At 49.3% G+C, this 17,202-nt stretch carries 16 protein-coding genes; 13 read left to right on the forward strand and 3 right to left on the reverse strand.

All coding sequences use genetic code 11. The features are described from left to right. Positions 1-2: 2 nt before the first annotated feature. On the reverse strand, positions 3-353 hold the full coding sequence (gene flhD, locus PGR10_RS14160) for a flagellar transcriptional regulator FlhD (protein WP_015367348.1): 351 nt from the start codon (positions 351-353) through the stop codon (positions 3-5). Between the two features lie 1,236 nt (positions 354-1,589). Here flhD and PGR10_RS14165 point away from each other — a divergent pair. The 4 genes from PGR10_RS14165 to PGR10_RS14180 all read left to right on the forward strand — a co-directional run bounded on the left by PGR10_RS14165 (position 1,590) and on the right by PGR10_RS14180 (position 6,441). Further along, on the forward strand, positions 1,590-2,513 hold the full coding sequence (locus tag PGR10_RS14165; RefSeq protein ID WP_213317016.1) for an aminoimidazole riboside kinase: 924 nt from the start codon (positions 1,590-1,592) through the stop codon (positions 2,511-2,513). Positions 2,514-2,627: 114 nt separating this feature from the next. Continuing rightward, positions 2,628-3,998 (forward strand): sucrose-specific PTS transporter subunit IIBC, encoded by a 1,371-nt coding sequence (locus PGR10_RS14170; RefSeq protein WP_113374267.1) that lies wholly within the window; start codon positions 2,628-2,630, stop codon positions 3,996-3,998. After that, positions 3,998-5,398, forward strand: coding sequence for a sucrose-6-phosphate hydrolase (locus tag PGR10_RS14175; RefSeq protein WP_430923660.1), 1,401 nt, complete (start codon positions 3,998-4,000; stop codon positions 5,396-5,398). Before PGR10_RS14170 ends, PGR10_RS14175 begins: the two co-directional genes overlap by 1 nt. 29 nt (positions 5,399-5,427) lie before the next feature. Next, entirely contained in the window at positions 5,428-6,441 is a 1,014-nt protein-coding gene (locus tag PGR10_RS14180; RefSeq protein ID WP_430919345.1) for a LacI family DNA-binding transcriptional regulator, read from the forward strand. Between the two features lie 51 nt (positions 6,442-6,492). Here the strand turns inward: PGR10_RS14180 and cynS are convergent, their stop codons facing one another. Both cynS and PGR10_RS14190 read right to left on the reverse strand, forming a co-directional pair. Then, complete coding sequence (cynS, locus tag PGR10_RS14185; RefSeq protein ID WP_015704922.1) at positions 6,493-6,963, reverse strand: cyanase; 471 nt, start codon at positions 6,961-6,963, stop codon at positions 6,493-6,495. A 12-nt stretch (positions 6,964-6,975) separates the two neighbouring features. Further along, complete coding sequence (locus PGR10_RS14190) at positions 6,976-7,647, reverse strand: carbonic anhydrase (protein ID WP_087858163.1); 672 nt, start codon at positions 7,645-7,647, stop codon at positions 6,976-6,978. 109 nt (positions 7,648-7,756) lie between these two features. On the opposite strand from PGR10_RS14190, the gene cynR reads away from it, so the two are divergent. From cynR to PGR10_RS14235, 9 genes are all read left to right on the forward strand, one after another. Further along, positions 7,757-8,644: a transcriptional regulator CynR gene (cynR, locus tag PGR10_RS14195; RefSeq protein ID WP_271032284.1), complete on the forward strand. Its 888-nt coding sequence runs from the start codon at positions 7,757-7,759 to the stop codon at positions 8,642-8,644. A gap of 220 nt (positions 8,645-8,864) precedes the next feature. Further along, positions 8,865-9,302, forward strand: coding sequence for a DUF2231 domain-containing protein (locus tag PGR10_RS14200; RefSeq protein ID WP_430923661.1), 438 nt, complete (start codon positions 8,865-8,867; stop codon positions 9,300-9,302). Further along, positions 9,295-10,599, forward strand: coding sequence for a PQQ-dependent sugar dehydrogenase (locus PGR10_RS14205; RefSeq protein WP_213317014.1), 1,305 nt, complete (start codon positions 9,295-9,297; stop codon positions 10,597-10,599). Before PGR10_RS14200 ends, PGR10_RS14205 begins: the two co-directional genes overlap by 8 nt. A 195-nt stretch (positions 10,600-10,794) precedes the next feature. Then, positions 10,795-11,727 (forward strand): LysR family transcriptional regulator, encoded by a 933-nt coding sequence (locus PGR10_RS14210; protein WP_430923662.1) that lies wholly within the window; start codon positions 10,795-10,797, stop codon positions 11,725-11,727. 221 nt (positions 11,728-11,948) lie between these two features. Continuing rightward, positions 11,949-12,347, forward strand: coding sequence for a DUF1090 domain-containing protein (locus tag PGR10_RS14215; protein ID WP_430923663.1), 399 nt, complete (start codon positions 11,949-11,951; stop codon positions 12,345-12,347). 358 nt (positions 12,348-12,705) lie between these two features. Continuing rightward, complete coding sequence (locus PGR10_RS14220; RefSeq protein ID WP_430923664.1) at positions 12,706-13,242, forward strand: fimbrial protein; 537 nt, start codon at positions 12,706-12,708, stop codon at positions 13,240-13,242. 110 nt (positions 13,243-13,352) lie between these two features. Next, positions 13,353-14,036 carry a fimbria/pilus periplasmic chaperone gene (locus PGR10_RS14225; protein ID WP_430923666.1) on the forward strand — a complete coding sequence of 228 codons (684 nt, stop codon included), beginning with the start codon at positions 13,353-13,355 and terminating at the stop codon, positions 14,034-14,036. 43 nt (positions 14,037-14,079) lie between these two features. Then, a complete protein-coding gene (locus PGR10_RS14230; protein WP_430923667.1) occupies positions 14,080-16,677 on the forward strand; it encodes a fimbria/pilus outer membrane usher protein in 2,598 nt (865 codons plus the stop codon). After that, a complete protein-coding gene (locus PGR10_RS14235; RefSeq protein WP_430923668.1) occupies positions 16,677-17,189 on the forward strand; it encodes a fimbrial protein in 513 nt (170 codons plus the stop codon). The genes PGR10_RS14230 and PGR10_RS14235 overlap by 1 nt, the downstream gene beginning before the upstream one ends. Positions 17,190-17,202 lie beyond the last annotated feature (13 nt).

Below are 17,202 nucleotides of genomic sequence, written 5' to 3' on the forward strand. Positions count from 1 at the left end.
TATCAAACACTTTTCTTCGCTGCAGCGCCTTCTTTGGCGCGGAGCTCTTGCAGCAGGTGACTGGAAAGCAGGATACCGGTATGGATCTGCTGGAGGTCATCAACGCGCGACTCTTTGGTCAATTGCTCGATAGTCTGATGGTCGCTGAAGCGCAGATTGCACACCAGCTGATTAGTTTCAGCCAGTTTCACCATCTGCGGTAACGTCAGTTGCGCCAGGGTATCAACCATGGTTTCGTCAATTCCCAAACGAAACATCGCGGACACTTTCTCATCGTTGATCAGCCGCTGTGCTAAAAATAAATACGACAGGTTGAAGTCATAAATATGCTTAAGTAATTCGGAGGTACCCATAATCCCTATCCCGATAAGCCATGTTAGAAAACATACACGTGGCGTGTTACTTAATCGCCCGTGACCTCAGTTATTTCCCCAAGAGGCAATTAAAACACTCACTCGCGATAGCTAAAAATTCAGCTAATCGTCAAATTCGCCCCACTGTTAATAGTTTGTTACAGGTGCAAACCGGAGTGGAGGATGTAAAGAATTTGCTTCGAGAGAGTTGAATTGCCATGAAACTATTTTTAGAAATTCTATAAGAATATTCTTAAGGCGGCGCAACTCTACTCCCGAATCATTAGCACACACAATTAAGTATGGGGAAATTTTGAATGTAATGAGATATAGATCACAAAAACAAAAAATAATACCGGTAACAACACCTCATTTCGATCACTTTATAACCAACATTCGATCATTTAACGATCACAAGTAAATGAATTACCTTAAAAAAAGTGTTATCAACCATTACTATTAGTTTTTTTTGGTACATTTAGAACAAAAAAATAACATTATAAAAATTGAAGAATAAAAATCTGAACAAGCGGTAAATTCAACGCAAATCATTAGTTTTCACCGGAAAAAATAACCATGGTGTAATACAGGGATATTAGATCTAATACTCGAATAGCACCTATGGAAAAAGTATAAAAAACGTACAATAAAGCGATGGTATCGGCTAGTCTTTCATCGCGGATGATTGTACAAAATACAATCTAACAACCTCATATCGCGGCGCCTGACGCTATTTTCCCGCATCTTCTCGTGGCTGAACTCCTGCAGATATGGATAAAATTTCGATAACAATTACGGCCTGGCGCATTACCCAAAATGGGTATTTCCGCCGGGTTACTTTTCTAACATTCCTTTAACGAAACGAGCTTATTAACACGTTGTAATAATAAAAATCGAGAATCAATTAACGACGTTGAGCCCAAGTTTAAAGCCATCAAGAATATATTTTTAAACCGTATAAATACGGCGAAGTAATAATAATAAATAGATATATGAGGATTTTTCCTTCGGCAATAAGCGACCTATCGCTCTGCCCCCTCCCCTTATTATTGGTAGGTGAAAATGACAAAGACATTTGCAGCGCTGTAGTAAAGCGATAAGCGCGCAATATCGCGGCTGGATCACATTTTATCGTTGCCGATCTCATTTTCATCACTTCCGCGTTCCGTTGGATTTTCGGTTATGTTTAAATTAGCTAAACCGGTTTAACAAAGTTTAGCTAAAAGGATTATAAGTATGACCAGTAAAGTATGGGTACTCGGCGATGCGGTCGTCGATCTGCTGCCTGAGGGCGATGGCCGCTTATTACAGTGTCCGGGCGGCGCACCGGCTAACGTTGCGGTCGGCGTCGCGCGTCTTGGCGGCAATAGCGGGTTCATCGGCCGGGTCGGCGATGACCCTTTCGGCCATTTTATGCGCCAGACGCTACGACAAGAGAACGTGGATATCAGCCACCTTTCTTTAGACCCCGCACAGCGCACCTCAACCGTCGTGGTGGCGCTGGATGAACATGGCGAACGAACCTTTACCTTTATGGTTCGTCCGAGCGCCGATCTTTTTTTACAACCAGGCGATCTCCCTCAATTCGCGGCCGGGCAGTGGCTGCACGTCTGCTCTATCGCCCTCAGCGCCGAACCCAGCCGTAGCAGCGCCTTTACGGCGATGGAACAGATTAAACGCGCCGGCGGCAGCGTCAGCTTCGACCCTAATATCCGCAGCGATCTGTGGCAGGATCCCCAGCTGTTACGCCGTTGTCTCGAACGGGCGCTGGCATTGGCTGACGTGGTGAAACTGTCGGAAGAGGAACTGGCCTTTATCAGCGGTAGCGATGATATTGCCAGCGGTATTGCGCGAGTCCGCGAGCGCTTTCAGCCAAAACTGCTGCTGGTCACGCAAGGAAAAGCCGGAGTACAAGCAGTGTTCCATCAGCAGCATATTCACTTCCCGGCCCGTCCGGTGGTCAGCGTTGATACCACTGGAGCCGGCGATGCCTTTGTTGCCGGGCTACTCGCCAGCCTCAGCGCACACGGCTTTCCTGACAATGTCACCGCGCTGGAGCCGATCGTCGCGCTGGCGCAAACTTGTGGCGCGTTGGCGACTACCGCCAAAGGCGCGATGACCGCCTTACCGTATCAGAGCGATGTGAACCGCCAGTTTTAACGATGTAAGCAGGCAAAATAATTAAAACGTTTTAGCAAAATTAGCAAAGCGGCGATTCGGGGCATTCCAGGCCCCCAATAGCCCATGATGATGACAGACTTTGTAGAGGGTACTATGGATTTTCAACAGATTTCTCGCGCGCTGCTGCCGCTGCTCGGCGGCAAAGAAAATATCGCCAGCGCCGCGCACTGCGCCACCCGCTTGCGTCTGGTACTGGTCGATGACGCGCTCGCCGACCAGCAGGCCATCGGAAAAATTGAGGGGGTAAAAGGTTGCTTTCGCAACGCCGGGCAGATGCAAATCATCTTCGGTACCGGCGTGGTTAATAAAGTGTATGCCGCCTTTATTCAGGCGGCCGGTATCAGCGAGTCGAGCAAATCCGAGGCCGCAGACCTGGCAGCGAAAAAACTGAATCCGTTCCAGCGGATCGCTCGCCTGCTGTCGAACATCTTTGTGCCCATTATCCCGGCTATCGTCGCCTCCGGCCTGCTGATGGGACTGCTGGGAATGGTGAAAACCTACGGCTGGGTCGATCCGGGCAACGCCATCTACCTGATCCTCGATATGTGTAGTTCGGCCGCTTTTATTATTCTGCCAATCCTGATCGGGTTTACCGCCGCGCGTGAATTCGGCGGCAACCCTTATCTTGGCGCAACCCTCGGCGGTATTCTTACCCACCCGGCGCTGACCAACGCCTGGGGAGTGGCTTCGGGCTTCCACACCATGAATTTCTTCGGCCTCGAGGTGGCGATGATCGGTTATCAGGGGACGGTATTCCCGGTGCTGTTGGCGGTATGGTTTATGAGCCTGCTTGAGAAGCAATTGCGACGCCTGATTCCCGACGCGCTGGATCTGATCCTCACGCCGTTCCTGACGGTTATTATCTCCGGTTTTATCGCCCTGTTGATTATCGGCCCGGCCGGTCGCGCGCTCGGCGACGGCATCTCCTTTATTCTCAGCACGCTCATTGCCCACGCCGGTTGGCTGGCGGGGCTGCTGTTCGGTGGGCTGTATTCGGTGATTGTTATTACCGGTATTCACCACAGCTTCCATGCCATCGAAGCCGGGCTGCTCGGCAACCCGTCGATCGGCGTCAATTTCCTGCTGCCTATCTGGGCGATGGCTAATATTGCCCAAGGCGGCGCCTGTCTGGCGGTGTGGTTTAAAACCAAAGATGTAAAAGTGAAAGCCATTGCCCTCCCCTCCGCCTTTTCGGCAATGCTGGGCATCACCGAAGCGGCGATATTCGGCATCAACCTGCGCTTCGTTAAGCCATTTATCGCCGCATTGATTGGCGGCGCGGCGGGTGGCGCCTGGGTGGTCTCCATGCACGTCTATATGACCGCCGTCGGCCTGACCGCCATCCCCGGAATGGCTATCGTACAGGCCAGTTCCCTGCTTAACTACATCATCGGACTGGCTATCGCGTTTGTGGTCGCCTTTATCGTTTCGCTGACGCTCAAATACAAAACGGATGCTGAATAATGCCGCAGCCTTCTTTGTTACCGATGGTCCTGCAGGCCGTCATGAACCACCAGCCGCGCGCGCTGCGGGATAACCACTATCCGCAGTGGCATCTGGCGCCGGTATGCGGGCTACTGAACGATCCAAACGGTTTTATCCACTTCGACGGTCGCTATCATGTTTTTTATCAGTGGAATCCTCTTGCCTGCGATCACAGCTATAAAGGCTGGGGGCACTGGAGTTCGCCGGATCTGCTGCACTGGCGGCATGAACCGATTGCCCTGCTGCCAGACGAAGAATACGACCGCAACGGCTGCTACTCCGGCAGCGCGGTAGATAACAACGGCGTCCTGACGCTCTGCTACACCGGTAATGTGAAATTTAGCGATGGTAGCCGTACCGCCTGGCAGTGTCTGGCGACGCAAAATCCCGACGGTACTTTTCGTAAACAAGGCCCGGTGCTGGCGCTGCCAGCAGGTTATAGCGGCCACGTGCGAGATCCCAAAGTCTGGCGCGATGGCGAACGCTGGATGATGGCGCTGGGCGCGCGCGATCTGGCCGACCGCGGCAAGGTTCTGCTATTCAGCTCCGCTGATTTGATGCAGTGGAATAGCCATGGCGAAATAGCCGGTAGCGGACTTAACGGCCTGAAAGACGCCGGCTATATGTGGGAATGCCCGGATCTGTTCCCCCTCGGCGATCGATATATTTTACTGAGCTGCCCGCAGGGATTGCCGCGCGAGGCACAGCGCTTCCTGAACACCTATCCGGCAGTCTGGATGCAGGGCCATTTCGACCAAACCGCCGCCACCTGGCGCCATGGCGCGATCGAAGAGCTGGATAGCGGCTTCGAATTCTATGCGCCGCAAACCACCCTGGCGGAGGATGGCCGCCGTCTGCTGGTTGGCTGGATGGGAGTTCCCGACGGAGAAGAGATGCAGCAACCTACGCGGGCCCACGGCTGGATCCATCAGATGACCTGCCTGCGGGAACTCAGTTGGCGCCACGGCACGCTGTATCAAAATCCCGTGCGCGAACTGGCGGCGCTTCGCGGCGAGGCGCAGGACTGGCAGCCCGAACCGCTGGCGCTGCAGCCGATGGAACTCGCCTTCGAGGTTGCGCCAGGCGATGCGCTGACGCTGGATTTCGCGGGTGCGCTGCAGCTTTCGCTGGACAGCCGCGGCGTACGCCTGGCCCGTCGAAGCCTGATAGCTGATACTGTCGATTACCGTTACTGGCGCGGCGCGGCGCATAAACTGCAGATCCTCATCGATCGATCCAGCGTCGAGATCTTTATTAATGATGGCGCGGGGGCGATGAGCAGCCGCTTCTTTGCCGATTATCCAGGTAAACTGGTATTCGGCGGCGCGACGCCGGTGGCATTCTGCTGCTGGCCGCTGCGGCCATGCATGGTAGAATAAGCGTTTTGCTTTCAGGCGCCTGGCTCGTGATGAAACCCAAACGCATTACCATAAAAGATATCGCCGAACTGGCTGGCGTCTCTAAAGCCACCGCCAGCCTGGTCTTGAACGGTCGCGGCAAAGAGCTGCGCGTGGCGCAAGAGACGCGCGAACGGGTGCTGGCTATCGCCCGCGAGCAGCACTACCAGCCGAGTATTCACGCCCGTTCACTGCGCGATAGCCGCAGCCATACCATTGGTCTGGTGGTACCCGAGATCACCAACTATGGTTTTGCCGTTTTTTCTCACGAGCTGGAAACCCTGTGCCGCGAAGCCGGCGTACAGCTGCTTATCTCTTGCACCGATGAGAATCCCGGTCAGGAGAGCATGGTGGTCAATAATATGATTGCCCGTCAGGTCGATGGTTTAATTGTCGCCTCTTGCATGCATAGCGACGCCGACTATCTGAAGCTCAGCGAACAGCTGCCGGTGGTGCTGTTCGATCGCAATCCAAACGATAGCGCCCTGCCGTTAGTGATGACCGATTCACTGGCGCCAACGGCGGAACTTATCGCCCGTATCGCTGGACAACATCCGGATGAGTTCTGGTTTCTCGGCGGGCAGCCGCGGCTCTCACCCTCACGCGATAGGCTGGCCGGATTTAGTCAGGGACTAGCCCAGGCAGGCGTTGAGTTGCGCCCGGAGTGGATTATCAACGGCAACTATCACCCAAGCTCTGGCTATGAGATGTTTGCCGCGCTGTGCGCCCGTCTCGGGCGGCCTCCTAGGGCGCTGTTTACCGCCGCCTGCGGCTTGCTGGAAGGGGTACTACGCTATATGAGCCAGCATAACCTGCTGGACTCCGGGATCCATCTGGCCAGCTTTGATGACCACTATTTGTATGATTCGCTGTCGCTACGCATCGATACCATACAGCAGGACAACCGCCAGTTGGCCTGGCACTGCTACGATCTCATCAGTCAGTTGATCGACGGTAAAACGCCACAGCAGCTGCAGCGTTATCTGCCCGCCACATTGCAAATGCGTTATCAACCCGCCAGATAACAACGGGCCTGGATCGTGGTTCAGGCCCGTACTGTTAACGATTAATTGTCATCAGAAAGGTTTCGTTGGCAGATACTTTCCATCGAAAGTAATCACCGCACGATGTCCGCCTTCCGGATCGCTGACTTTTTTCACATCCAGCTTAAAATTAATTGCGCTAATAATCCCGTCGCCGAATTTTTCATGAATCAACGCTTTCAGGGTGGTGTCGTAGACCTGCAGCATTTCATAGAAGCGATACATGGTCGGATCCGTCGGCACGCGGTCCTCAATAGAGCCTCTGACGGGGATCGTTTGCAGCAGTAAAATATCATCGTCGTTAAGTTCCAGTTTCGCTCCTACCATTTTCGCGACTTCGGCAGGCAGCGGGTGCTGCCCCAACAGCGCGGCCGTGACAAAGGCTTCTGATAAACCAGTGCCTTCAACAAGCTGTGCAAAGGAGAGATCTTTTTTGGCTTTAATCAGCAAAATTTTATTCGCTAACTCCAGACGAACTTCGCGGCTGACTTGTGACTGAATCATGGTGTTACCTCGTTATATCGTAGTGAAATGAAATGACTGACCGTAAACCGGCACCGCTCGGGTATCCGGATGACCGGCCAGCGAAATAAAAGCTCTGGTATTGCCGTCATAAGCGGCAATCTCCCCCGTTTCAATGTCATACACCCAGCCATGTAATGTCAGACGTCCTTCATCAAGCGCCAGGCGTACCGCAGGGTGAGTTTGAATATTCGCCAACTGGGCAATCACGTTTTCATGCACCATCGCCGCGGTTTTGGCCTGCGGGTCGCGATGCTCGCGAGCATCGTTGACCACTTTTGCCGAATCCGCATATTGCAGCCAGTGCTTAACGGCGGGCACATGATCCAGACAGCTACACTGCGCAATTGCCGTCATCGCCCCGCAATCGGAGTGGCCGCAAATCACAATATCCGCGACCTTCAGGACAGCTACGGCATACTCCACCGATGCCGACACGCCGCCGGGCTCCGGACCGTAAGAAGGGACAATATTGCCGGCATTACGGATGACAAACAGATCGCCGGGTTCACGCTGGGTGACCAATTCAGGAACCATCCGGCTATCGGAACAGGAAATAAACAGCGTACTGGGGCTCTGCCGGGAGGCTAAACTTTTAAACAGTTCAGCGCGTTCAGGAAATGCATCACGTTGAAATTTAAGAAAACCATCAATGATTTCTTTCATGATAATGTCTACCTCGCTGTGGAATGACAGGGAGGTTACGCGGCGCATGGCATAAAATAAAAGTCTTGTTTATAATCAAATTCATCCAAAAAACTTATGGATTGAAAGCGTGAATATTCGCTATGTTAGATACTTCCTGGCCGTCGCCGAACATCAGGGTTTTACCCGCGCGGCGGAAGCCCTGCATATTTCACAACCGGCGCTCTCACAGCAAATCAGGATGCTAGAAGAGAGCCTGGATGCGCAGCTTTTTGATCGTAGCGGCCGGTATATTCACCTGACGGATGCGGGCGAGGTGTTTTTGCAGTATGCCCGTCAGGCATTTCAGCTGCTGGATGAGGGCCAACGCGCCATTCATGATGTCGAAGACCTCAGTCGCGGTTCTCTGCGCATTGCCGTGACGCCCACCTTTACTTCTTATTTCGTCGTGCCGTTAGTGGCTGAATTTCATGCGCGTTATCCGCATATCACGCTGGATATACAGGAGATGTCGCAGGAGAAAATGGAGGGCATGCTGCTGGAAAATGAGCTGGATATTGGCGTTGCCTTTGCCGAGGGAGTGACGCCAGACATTGTTTCCACCCCGCTGCTACAGGAAGTGCTGGCGCTGGTTGTAGCGAACCATCACCCGCTGGCCCGCGAAGAGTCCCTTTCGTTGCGCCAGCTGGCCGCGGAGGAATTTATTCTGCTCAACCATCATTTCGCCACCCGATTGCAAATTGACCACTGCTTACAGCAAGCCGGTTTCCACCCGCGGGTGACCATTGAAATGCATTCGATCAATGCCATCCTGGATATCATCCAGCGAACCCAATTAGTGACCATTCTGCCGCTGAATGTCGCCGCCCAGCGCACTGGCCTGGTGACCCGGTTGTTGGAGGAAGCAACGCTTGAGAGAACCGCGGTGTTAATGCAGCGCAAAGGCGCCCGACCAAAAGCCGCGGCGAGGATTTTCGCCGACATGGCCCAGCAGCTGGCTGCCCGAATAGAAAGTTAAGCGTACCATGGCGCGGTCAGCATCTGGCCCGCCTCCTCCCCACTGCAACAATCTTACCGTAGCCAGTATGACCATTTGCGCAAAACAGATTTCCCGCGATTGGCATACTGAAATTGTTAACGATATGTATAATTTTATCTGCTAAGCGGTATTCAATATTCCGGCTTGAACGTCAGCATTATTTTCACCCTACCTTATTCCCCCTGACAAGGAATTGACAATGAGTGAACGCTCTCATGACCGAGGTAATAGCCTTGCGACGGTCATATATAATCTACTCAATCCGGTGCCTTACGGCTTTTTTATCGCCGGTCTTATCTTCGATATTATTTACCTCTACAGTACTAACGTGATGTGGGGAAAAAGCGCCAGTTGGCTTATTGCCCTTGGCCTTATTTTTGCCATCATTCCGCGGTTGATTAATCTGGCGCAGGTCTGGTTTTTTACTCCTCGACGCCCGGCAGCAAAAATTGATTTCTGGCTAAATCTCATCGCTATTATTGCCGCGTTGGTAAACTGTTTTGTTCATAGCCGCGACGCATGGGCAATTGCGCCGCAGAACGTTATCTATTCATCGATTACCGTTATCTGTCTGCTTGTCGCCAATATTATCAGCTCCACTTGCCTGGCTAATAATAAGGGGATTCGCCATGAATAAATTACTACTGCCCCTGCCCGTTATGCTCGCCACCGCGCTTGCCCTGTCCGGATGCGATGAGAAAGCGAAACTTAGCCCGGATCAACAGGTAGGGCCCGATCCCGTAATGCCGAAGGCCCAGGATTTCCTGATGCCGCCGATGCAGGTTCCCCGCGGCGTAGGCTGGAAGACAGATGGACAACCGGCGGTTGCCCAGGGGCTGAAAATAGAAAAAATAGCCGACGGATTCCTGCATCCCAGAATGGTCTATGTCCTGCCAAATAACGATGTGCTGGTCGTTGAAAGCAACGGTCCTGGCGAGGAGCCGCTGACTACGCCGAAGCAGCTGATTGCCGGGATAGTGAAAAATCAGTCAGGTAAAGGCGGAAAAGGCGGGAATCGCATTACGCTATTGCGTAAAAACGCCAGCGGCTGGGAAAAACATATTTTCCTTGAACATCTGCACTCGCCTTTCGGTGTCCAACTAATCGGCAATAATCTTTACGTCGCCAATACCGGCAACATCATGCGTTATCACTACCAGCCGGGGGCGACACGTATCAGCGATGCGGGGAGCGAGCTGGCGGACCTGCCCAGCACCGTCAATCACCACTGGACCAAAGCGTTACTGGCAAGCCCGGATGGTAAGAAGCTGTATGTGGGCGTCGGCTCGAACAGTAATATCACCGAAAATGGCCTGGATATTGAATATCGTCGCGCCACCGTTCTGGAGGTTGATACGGCCACCGGCGCAAGCCGTATCTTCGCCAGCGGGATCAGGAATCCTACCGGACTCGGCTGGGAACCGCAGACGGGCAAGCTTTGGGCTATTGCCAACGAGCGCGATGAAATCGGCGCCGACCTGGTACCTGATTATTTGACTTCGGTGCAGGATGGCGGGTTTTATGGCTGGCCGTGGAGCTATTTCGGACAGCACGTTGACCGCCGCGTACAGCCGCCGCGCCCGGACATGGTCGCCAAAGCGATCAAGCCGGATTATGCCCTGAGTTCCCACGTTGCGCCGCTGGGAATGCTGTTTTATACCGGAAACATGTTGCCACAAACCTATCAGGGCGGCGTGTTTATCAGCGAGCATGGCAGCTGGGACCGTTCGCCGCTGAATGGCTATAAAGTCAGCTTCGTCGCCTTTAAAGACGGCAAACCCGTCGGTAAACCAGAGAGTGTAGTCACCGGCTTTGTCTCGCGCGATGAGAAAGAACTGTACGGCGCGCCGGTCGGACTCGCGCAGGATAATGAAGGGGCGTTAATCATTGCCGACGATGTCGGTAATACCGTCTGGCGCGTCAGCGCAAAATAAAATATCACTATCAATTATCCGGCTTCCCGCAGTCAGGGAAGCCTTTTTTATACCCTCATAATAATTATCCTTAGATATTGCCGGGAATAATTAGAGAAACAAAGTGATAAGCTGTGCTATCAGGACCGCTATTGTAGTTGGCTACACCAGAATAGGTTGCTGAGAAACATTCATCATCAATGAGACGTAGACCAGATGAACCATTTATCCGCAATCAGAACTTTCGTTAGCGCCGCTGACTATAAAAGTTTCAGCGCTGCCGCCAAAGCCTTAAATATCGAAGTATCCACCGTCTCTCGCCATATTTCCGAGCTGGAAGCGTATTTACAGGTGACGTTGTTTAACCGCTCTACCCGTGGATTAGCATTAACCGAAACCGGGGCATTTTTTTACTCGCACGCCCAACAACTGTTATTACAATGGGAAGAAGCCCGCCAGTTAACTTCCGCACTGGATAAACAGCCTTCCGGCCTGCTGCGGTTAAGCGTACCCAGTACCTTTGGCCGTCTGCACGTGATGCCTTTCGTGGATGAATTTCTTCGTCTGCACCCTAACATTTCGCTGGATATCAGTTTTAACGATGAAGTGCAGGACCTGATTGAAACGCGCATCGACCTGAGTATTCGCATCGGTGTTTTGCCTGACTCATCGATTCATGCCCGTAAACTGGCTTCGCAGACGCGCTCAGCCTGGGCCAGCCCAAGGTGGATTGCGGAAAACCGCCCTTCTGCCACGCCGGGCGCCGACCAGCAGCAGATCAATATCGTGATGTTTTCTCGTCTGCACGGCGCCGGTTGGTATACGCGTAAGATGGGTTCAGAAGATGAATGGCAGCGCATCCCGATTCACTACCGACTGAGCGTTAGCGATAGTGCCGCCATGCTTTATGCCTGCGTCAATCACACCGGGATTGCGATTTTACCGAACTGGCTATCGCAGCAGGCTGAAGAACAAGGGCTCATTCAACGGGTATTCCCGGAGTGGGAATTTAGTATGTTCCCCAGCGAAACCGCCATCTGGATGCTGTACCCACAAAACAGGAGAGTGCCGCATAAAGTCCGGGCATTTATCGACTTTATGGTTGAAAAGATTGGGATGCCGCCCTACTGGGAAACGCAGAATAATTAAAATAAGTATAGCCGCGATTCAAAGGCAGAGAATACAGGTACTTGCTGCCGAATACGAGCAAATGGCCTCATTGAGGCCATTTACAATAAACAAAGACCGATAATGAGCCAAATGCTTTTTATGTTAAATGTTGAGATATTTCTCGAGAAACCTCTCATTTTAATTTTCAAATAACGACCTTATACTCCTCTGTATTTTTATACCTAACCAGGAGAAATTTAATGTTGTTTTTAAAAGTAAAAATAAAACTATTGCTTGCCGCTATTCCCCTAATACTGTGTTTGCCGCAAAACACAATAGCCAGAGACCTCGCCGGATGCAGCATCAAGAAACAGAAAATTCAAACACAAATCCGTTATGCAAAAGCGCATCATAATGATTACCGGGTTGCTGGTTTAGAGAGAGCGCTGAGAAGAGTCGAGACGAACTGTAGCGATGAATCTCTGCGCTGGGAGCGTGAACAAAAAATCAGAGAAAAACAGCAAAAAGTCGGTGAGCGAGAATTTAAACTTAAAGAAGCCGAACGTAGCGGAGATCCGAAAGACGTGTCCAAAAAGCTAAAAAAGCTTAACCAGGCTCGAGAAGAGCTCAGCAAGTCTCAGCAGACGTTGTACCCATAATCGTTACTTCAGCGAAAGCGGCATTTTTACAACGGCCAACTCTGGTCACCAGAATTATTCTGTATAAATTTGACTATTGGATATCGCCGGTACCATGTTTTGCTTTCGCTGAGTGGATACCCACGCCATTAATAGGATTATTTTGAATAACCGCAAGAGGTGTCCTATATCTTTTGCTCTGTTACCGCCGTACTATCGTTACTATAAAAGAGGCAAGTTAGCCTCAGCAGATAATAAGAAAAAATCAACGTCATATTATGTAATAAGTAGCTGGAGCAGCCATTTACTCCAGGAAATTAATCAACCTGATTAAGCCATCTGTTTTTTCACATTGTATTAATCAAAAAGGAATTAGTCCATGTTCAAAAAAAGAATTATTTACGCGTTAATTGCCTCTTCAACCTTATACATTTCGCTTAACTCAGCATATGCCCTGCCGGTAACGGATGGCACTATTAATTTTACGGGTAAAGTGGTCGATGCTAGTTGCACTGTCGCAGCGGGCAGTGTCAGCCAGACTATTCCTCTTGACCCAGTCAGTACGACATTACTGAAAGTAGCGGGGGATACCGCCAATCCTACGAATGTGCCTATCGTACTTGAGGAGTGCAATACTAATACATCAAATACGGTACAGGTCATTTTTTCAGGCAACAGCGTCCCTGGTGATTCAACCGTATTATCTTTAGTAGATGGTGGAAACTCAGCAACTCAGGTGGGAATTAAATTGTATGATAGCGAGAATAATGAAATTAAACTAGATGAACCGACCGCGCCAATTAGTTTCACTACCGGTCAAACTACGCTTAATTTCATGGCTAAATATTATGCATTAGGCCAAGCCGGCGCTGGTGATGTGAATGCTACCGCAACTTTCACCATGATTTATCCATAAGAACTTTTAATTTAAATTATGTTCATTTCAGGGGCATATTTATGCCCTTAATTGGATAAGCATTCACCAGTGCGAAAAATATTTTTCTTATGGTAAAACAGGAGTGCATTTTGAAAAGTTTTTTTTCACTGTTAATTCTATCTACTTCCATAATACTATTTTCTATCGACTACTCGTTTGCTGGCGGCGTCGGGCTCGGGGTAACCCGTTTGATCTATCCATCTGATGCCAGGCAACTATCGCTCTCGGTCAGAAACACAGACGAAAATATGGCATTTCTGATTCAACCCTGGACGGAAGATCATCAGGGGAACCGGACGAGCGATTTTATGATCACACCACCACTCTCCGTGCTAAAGCCGAAGAGTGAAAAACTTTTGCGTGTAATATACGCGGGGCCTGAGTTACCGGCGGATAAGGAAAGTATTTTCTGGTTAACGGTAAAAGCAGTGCCTCCTTTAAACGAAGAGAAACACGGTAATACATTGCAGTTGGCATCTGCGAATCGCATTAAACTATTTTATCGTCCACAGGCCTTAACGGTAAGACCACAGGATGCACCTGAAATGTTAAGCGCCAAAAAATATGGTAACGAAATCGAGTTAACCAACTCTTCACCCTATTTTTTGACGTTGGTAAATCTAACCATCAATGGACGGCATTTAAACCCACTAATGGTACCGCCCCGGGAAAGCATTAGAATTAAAAATGGCGTAACGACAGATGGAGTAATAAAGTTTCAGACAATTAATGACTATGGTGCTCAAACCAAACCTATAACTTTGCATTTCTAATTTTTCTGGATGATATGATTCGACTCTCAGGACTTGAAGTAAAATGGATGCTGAACATTCTCTTATACACCCTACCCCCCTATTTTTAGCAACTGGTTTTATTATAATTGTCTTCACCCTAACACATGAAAGTCAGGCTGCTGGCTATAAATTCAATCCTGCATTCATCAGTGATAAAAACAATGCAGTTGCTGACCTATCATCGTTTGAGCAAGGCCTTGAGTTACAACCCGGGCATTACAAGGTAGATATTTTTGTAAACAATAAATTTCTCAAAACTGACACTTTATTGTTTGAAGTTAAAACCAGAAATAATACAGCCATTTTATCGCCCTGTGTTTCCCCTACTACACTCGAGAACCTGGGTTTGAATCCAGTTGTCTTGAGTAAATTAAAATCTTCGCACACTATAGAATGTGTAGACTTTAGCCTGTTACCTGATATATCAGTAATGTTTGATCAACAACAGATGAAAGTCTTCTTTTCCATTCCTCAGATTTTATTAAAAAATAAAGCCAGAGGAGCAATCGCCCCTGAAGAATGGGAAAACGGGATCACAGCGGCAATGCTTAACTATACGTTTAGTGGCAACGAGTACCGTTACCGCTCGGGCACTAACTCTACACAGAGTAACTATTTTCTGGGCCTTAATGGAGGAGTTAACTGGGGACCATGGCGATTACGAAACCAGCAAAACTGGGTTTATAACACCCACAATGGCGGTGAGTGGAGCCATATTAATAGTTATTTACAACGTGATATTCGTGTTCTCAGGAGTCAAATCACTCTGGGTGAAACGAATACCGCCTATAACATATTCGACACCGTTGGACTACGCGGAATTCAACTTGAATCGAAGGATTCCATGCTGCCAGACAGTCTACAGGGGTTCGCCCCGACGGTACGCGGGATTGCAAAAAGTAATGCCCGGGTGACTATCAGGCAAAATAATAATGTTATTTATCAGACGTTCGTTGCGCCTGGTGCTTTTGCTATTGACGATTTATACCCAACATCAGCCAGCGGAGATTTGAACGTTGAGGTGATGGAAGAAAATGGGCAGTCAACAAACTATGTTGTGCCTTACTCGAGCGTCCCTAATCTTGTCAGAGAAGGACACCTGAAATATGCGCTCAGTGCCGGTCATTATCGTTCTGGTTTAAAAAGCGAACAAAACACGCCTTTTTATACACAAACGTCTTTATTTTGGGGCTCCCCTTGGGGTTTGACGCTTTACGGAGGAATGCAATTATCACAAAGATATAAGGCAACCGCACTGGGCATCGCCAGAAACATGGGGGCATGGGGAGCTATTTCCCTGGATATTACCCATGCGGAGAGTCAGCTATCAAACGATGAAAAACATCGTGGTAATTCACTGCTACTTCGTTATGCCAGGTCACTTACTGATTTTGGTACCAACTTTAATTTTGCCGCATATCGCTACTCTACCGATGGCTTCTATTCATTTAGTGATACTACTTATAAAAAGATGAAAGGTGAAACCATCGAGTATAATACTGATGAAAATGGCAAACCGGTGATTAATACAACTAATAGCTATAATCTGCGTTATGCTAAAAAGGCGATGTCTCAAATACTGATTTCGCAAAGCTTACACGGGCTTGGCTCCGCTTATGTATCGTTCAACCATCAGGACTATTGGCGTTCAGAGAAAAAAAATACCAACTTGCAATTTGGCTATTCCGGCAGCGTGGGCAATCTTTCTTACACCCTAAGCTATGCGCAGAACCGTAATCCGTGGAACGCAGAAAAAGATAAAATCGTGAACCTGGCGTTTTCTTTGCCTATTTCGAGCTTTTTAACCAACGGTTCTAAAACTACAGCAAGAATCAATACCTCAATGATGAGAACTGATAAAGGTGATTATAATGAGATTATCGGCCTTAGCGGTAATGCACTTGATTATAATAAGCTCAGCTACAACCTCTATCAATATCACCAACGCCATTCGCCTGCTGGCGGTAATATAGCCTTAAATTATAAAGGACGCTATGGCATTACCGATCTTGGTTATAGCTATTCCCGGGATAATCAGTCTTTGAAATATGGATTTACCGGAGCAATGGTCCTCCATGAGGACGGATTAACTCTGGGTCAGCAGTTGGGAAACACAAATATTCTGGTGAAAGCCGCAGGGGCATCTGATGCAGAACTAGTGAATGGTACCGGTATCCAGACTGACGGACATGGATATACGATTATTCCTTATGCAACCGCCTATCGTGAAAATCGAGTTCAACTACGCGAGGAGACATTAAATCAGGACGTTGAACTGGATGAAGCAGTTAAAACGGTCATCCCTTCAGAAGGCGCGCTGGTGCGCGCGACATTCAAAGCGCGAGTCGGTAAGAAAGTCATGTTCAGACTTGTTAAAGACGATCGACTGCCTTTGCCTTTTGGCACTATCGTCAACGCTGAAACGGACGATGGCTCCATTAACAACGGCATTGTTGATGATTCTGGTTTTGTTTATATCAATGGACTAGCAGATGTTGGCCGATTAACCGCCAGATGGGGAAAGTCTAATACTCAAGTTTGTACTGCAAAATACGATATCAGGGCATTAAAAAGCAATACAGTGACAGGTATTTATTCGACGTCAGCAAGGTGTAAATAATGAAAATTGTCATACCGTTATTGGTTTTATTTATGCCGTTTTTGATACGCAACGCTTTCGGATATGACGTTTTACTTAATGTTACCGGACAAATTACCGCTAGCGGTTGCGTCGTTGAAAACGACTCCAGAATGATTGATGTAGATATGAAAGAGATCAATATAACACAGCTGACGCAGACCAATAGCAGCGCACAAATGGTACCTTTCACCATCCGATTAATGGATTGTGCGGCCTCGGTCAGCGGTGCGGTAGTGACATTTTCCGGTGTTCCCGATCGAACAAATAGCGATTTTTTAGCATTGACCGAAGGTGGCGCCAGCGGCATCGCGATTAAAATCTTGAATGAAGATAAAACGATCGTTCCTCTGGGTAGCGCATCAAAAAATTACTTGCTGAACGAGGGTAATACCATGGCATTGCAGTTTTATGCTCAGTACATTGCCACCGGCGCCTCACTTAGCGCAGGAGAAGCAAATAGTACGGCGACCTATACCGTTACTTTCCCGTGATTTTATCTAGTAG

It is taken from the genome of Klebsiella sp. 141198, assembly GCF_050600785.1.
Classification (GTDB): Bacteria; Pseudomonadota; Gammaproteobacteria; order Enterobacterales; family Enterobacteriaceae; genus Klebsiella; species Klebsiella aerogenes.